Origin of the sequence: Pseudoalteromonas sp. SG45-2 (assembly GCF_014164115.1) — a bacterium.
In the GTDB taxonomy this organism is placed as follows: Bacteria; Pseudomonadota; Gammaproteobacteria; order Enterobacterales; family Alteromonadaceae; genus Pseudoalteromonas; species Pseudoalteromonas distincta.
Genome location: NZ_JACJEO010000050.1, coordinates 1 through 3,992 on the forward strand (window position 1 = coordinate 1; position 3,992 = coordinate 3,992).

The window sequence follows — 3,992 nt, forward strand, 5'->3', positions numbered from 1 at the left end:
AAAAATAATTAATTTATTTTTTAACCGTCAGAAATGAATTAATAAATTTATAAAAGTTGCAAATGTGCCTGTATTTTTATTTTTTCTATTTTAATACTTTTAGAGGGGGTTATCTTATTGAAATTAAATAAAATATTTACTGTTTTGGTGGGCAATTTATATGTTTATTGTGGCATTTTATACGAAATGAGTAGGCAATTTATACGGTTTAGGGGGCCATTTTCACTGTAAATAAATAAAACTTTTTTTACCAAAAAACTTACCGAAATTTCTTTTATTCGTTGAGCCGCGGTTAGCATAACAGCATAAACTAGAAATGAGGTAGAGAAATGAGTAGTAAAAATTCTCCAAGAATTGTTTTCGGCAATAAGCTGTTACATGCGGGTTATTCGCTCGATATTAATGAGCAGCGATTAATAAATCTCGCGCTGTCTAAAGTAAACTCCAAAAAGTCTAACCCAGGAAAAATTCTGATTTATCCAACGGAATATGCCAAGTGTTTCGGCCTGAGTAAGTACAGCGTTTATGAGCAGCTGAGTTCTGCCGCAGAGTCACTCAGAGATAAATCTGTAAGCATTTTAGACGATAGCGGGCAGTCGCTTTCAATTCCTTGGGTGAGTAGCGCTTCATACGAAAAGGTGAAAAATCAAGGGTCTTTCATTACACTTGAGTTTTCAGAAGAAATCGAGCCGTATATTTTTAATATAGAGAAAAATTTCACAAGGTTATTTTTTCATAACACAGTAAAATTAAACAGCCTAGCATCATTTCGGTTGTATGCACTCCTAAACGAGGTGCGAAATTATAAAAATTACAAACGACAGGGCGCGGTAGTTGTGAATTTTCAGTTGCCAGAGATGAAACAAAAATTATTTTTATCTGAATCATATGGAGCATGGCGCGATTTTAAAAACCGCATCCTGTTACCTGCTATTGAAAAAATTAATGCCCACACAGATGTACGCGTAACGTTTAAGCCTAAAAAAATGGGTAACTGTATTACTGCCATTGAATTTTCCTATTTTACTCAATGCTCTAGTGAAAGTGAAGAGTTTGCTAGGCCAAGACTATCTCGTCGCCCTAAAGTCAATAAGGGGTCGCATGCTGAGGGTGTGTGGGCTCGGGGAAACCTCAATCGATTAGGAAATTATGAGCTATCAAACCAAAACGAAAACCCCGCTTTTAGATTGGCAAAAGCAGATATAAGGCGCTGTATAACGTATGCAAAAATCATTGGTGACGATGAAGCTAAGATTTTTTACTCTAAACAATTGAATAAATAAAATAATCATGATGTCTCAATGTTGATACTACTGCATTACGAGTAAAACATTTTTTCAATTTCAGAGCACAATTTAGTTCGGTATATTATTGAGGCACGCAGCAGCTCAGCATCGCTCTCACTGAGAAGTGGTGCTCGTGTCTTCTTGTCAAAACGTTGCGGCATTTCCTCAAATAGTTGTTCGTGGAGTCGTTTAATGTCATCAAAAATTTTGACCGATTGAGAGAATAAAAAAATCTTACTGTAATCGTTTTTTTTTAACGAGGCCAAATATTTTAGTAAAATGACCTGTCGTGCCGTTTTATTTTTAAATGAATGCTCAATTTCAACTGCTGCAACAGAGCCATCTAGGAGTCGCACAGCACCATCCACAGTTCGTGCATCAGATAGGTTATTAATACGTTTAAATTCAGGCTCGGTAATGAATCCACTCCACATTGGGGCGTACGTTTCATCACTGTGATAATTATGTATACCGCGCAACATTACAAATGCGTTTATAAGGTTGTGTGCTACATTATTTTGGTTGAACTGCAGAGCAGGGTTTTTATTACTCCTAAAATACACGTCGATGCCCATTAACTCCTCGGCAAATTTGGCAGCAGTATAGGTAGGCACATAGACGCGACCATCTGGACTGCGGTGTGTTTTTACTACACGCAGTAAACCATCTTTTTCTAGCCTGTTTAGGTGTTCCAACGCGAGGCGATGATTAATGCCGTAGAGCCAACGCACAATGCCTGGTGTAACAATAGAAAACCGAATTGCAATAAGCACCGAGACCTTGGTTCTGTTAACCCCTTTTTGGTGGTTATTTTCGCCTAGATAATACCGCATATTAATATCAAAATAGCGAGGGTAGTGAGTATGAAGCGGGTTTTTCGTTTCTAAATCTTTTGATGGTTGCTGAGTCAATTCAAAAATCCTTTTGGTGAGTTAATTATTAAAATTAACTAGCACCGCAACACAAAAATTATCATCATTTTATAATTATATTGCCGTTTTTCATTCCGAGATGCTCTGGCAGCATGTACGGAATGATTGTCGCGATAATTATCGCAACAAAAGCCGCTTTCAGCGGATGGCCTCGTCGCTTCGCTACTCAACCATAGGTCTAAAACGCCCGTCAGCTCTGGTGTTGCTCCGCAACGAGCTGGCTCAACGCGCTATCGCGCTAGCGTTTTATACCCAGCGCGAATGCACCGAGCTACGCTCTGTACTGACCGCCATACTGCCGCTTCAGACAATGCGATGGGTGCCCCATTATCCGCATTTTTCTTCGCTTTTATTTTCTGACGAAAATTATGGTTCGATATCAATTTGTGCCAAATTTTAATCGAATTTCGCTGATGCGAAACACTATCGCGGTCAGTACAGACCAGCTGTACATTCGCGCTTTCTCCATGTGTCTACGGCTTCGCCTACACCACATTACGCGCTTGTTGGCCTCATTCTGAGGCGCTATTTTGCAGTTTTTCGTGCCGAAAAATGCGATCTAAAAACCTGTCTTGCAGACAAAAGCCGCCTTCAAATTAAACTTATTAATAAACTTTTTAGATAAAGAGGAGAGGGTTTTTACTAAAAAAATTAAGTGAAAATAGAAGAAAAGTGAATGCCTTATTCAAACTGTTTGTTGCTGAGCTGCGCAGTCAAACAAGTTTGTTTTTTATCACGAAATCATTAAATTTGAAAGCATTAATTAATGATTATTAAGGTTTAAAAATGAAAAACGACGCTAATGATATTGCTATTAATCCAACAACAGGACTACCTATCACAAATGCCAGTACTAATATCGTAGATGTTGGTGGCAATGTGGTGGGCCAGCCAGACAGGGTAATGACTGTTTATGAAATTGAAGAGTCGATAGGTGACTCTATAGAACATGATTCTTTTGATGCTTTTGATGACGGTTTTTAATGTCCAAAATTTTAAAGGCTTTTAGCCAATATCGAATAGAAATTACCTATTCGATTATCGCATTTAGTGGCTCAGCTATATTGTGTTTACAGTTCCAATCCACTGAAAACTTCGCTTGGTTTATCGCTCTAAGTTTTTTTTGCACTAGAATGATAACAGGTATCTATAACTACGAATATTATCGAAAAAGTAACACCCCAAGCATGAAGGTCATGCTTAAGCATCTCCTTATTAAATTTGTATAACCCTTGTTTATTTGTCCTAAACGCAAAGCGCTCTGAGTTAATCAGGGTGCTTTTTAGTTTTATATGTATGTAAGTTACTGACCAGCCAGCCTTTAAGCTAGTTAAAATATTTTAATTCGACAAATATCAACGTATAAATTATGAAATATAAGATATCGGGTTTGGGTTTGTGGGTACCATCACTTAAGCTGATTTTGAGTCACAGATTGAGAATAATAACTACAATTTGAAGCAAAGTAGGGCACAAAAATTGATATTTTTTGATTAGAGCTTAACTTTAAATTTAGAGTAAGAGTATTTTCAGTTAGTGCCAGAGTAGGTCGGATAAGCTAAGAGCCATCAGGCGGAGAAAAACACTTTATCAATTATTATTTTATCGAGTGGCTGGAGAGTGCCATAAGCCGACCTTGAGACACATAAAGATTAAGACTGCAAAGATACGAAAGCGGAAGTTAGCTTTGGCCTGTTTAACGACAAATATTCCGACAAAGCAGTCATGACTATTAGTTTATTGTTAAATCTAATCTTTCTTTTCGTTCATCTAC

The 3,992-nt window shown here is 37.4% G+C and carries 3 protein-coding genes; 2 read left to right on the plus strand and 1 reads right to left on the minus strand.

Going from position 1 to position 3,992, the window contains the following annotated elements; all coding sequences use genetic code 11:
• Positions 1-329: 329 nt before the first annotated feature.
• Positions 330-1,283, plus strand: coding sequence for a replication initiation protein (locus H5116_RS19980; protein WP_002962290.1), 954 nt, complete (start codon positions 330-332; stop codon positions 1,281-1,283).
• A 35-nt stretch (positions 1,284-1,318) separates the two neighbouring features.
• On the opposite strand, the gene H5116_RS19985 is transcribed toward H5116_RS19980, so the two are convergent.
• Positions 1,319-2,197: a hypothetical protein gene (locus tag H5116_RS19985; protein WP_002962291.1), complete on the minus strand. Its 879-nt coding sequence runs from the start codon at positions 2,195-2,197 to the stop codon at positions 1,319-1,321.
• Positions 2,198-3,004: 807 nt separating this feature from the next.
• Here H5116_RS19985 and H5116_RS19990 point away from each other — a divergent pair.
• A complete protein-coding gene (locus tag H5116_RS19990; RefSeq protein WP_002963063.1) occupies positions 3,005-3,202 on the plus strand; it encodes a hypothetical protein in 198 nt (65 codons plus the stop codon).
• Positions 3,203-3,992: the final 790 nt, after the last annotated feature.

Coding starts and splice junctions, on each gene's coding strand:
- H5116_RS19990 (WP_002963063.1), top strand. CDS start 3,005: ATGAAAAACGACGCTAATGATATTGCTATTAATCCAACAACAGGACTA.
- H5116_RS19980 (WP_002962290.1), top strand. CDS start 330: ATGAGTAGTAAAAATTCTCCAAGAATTGTTTTCGGCAATAAGCTGTTA.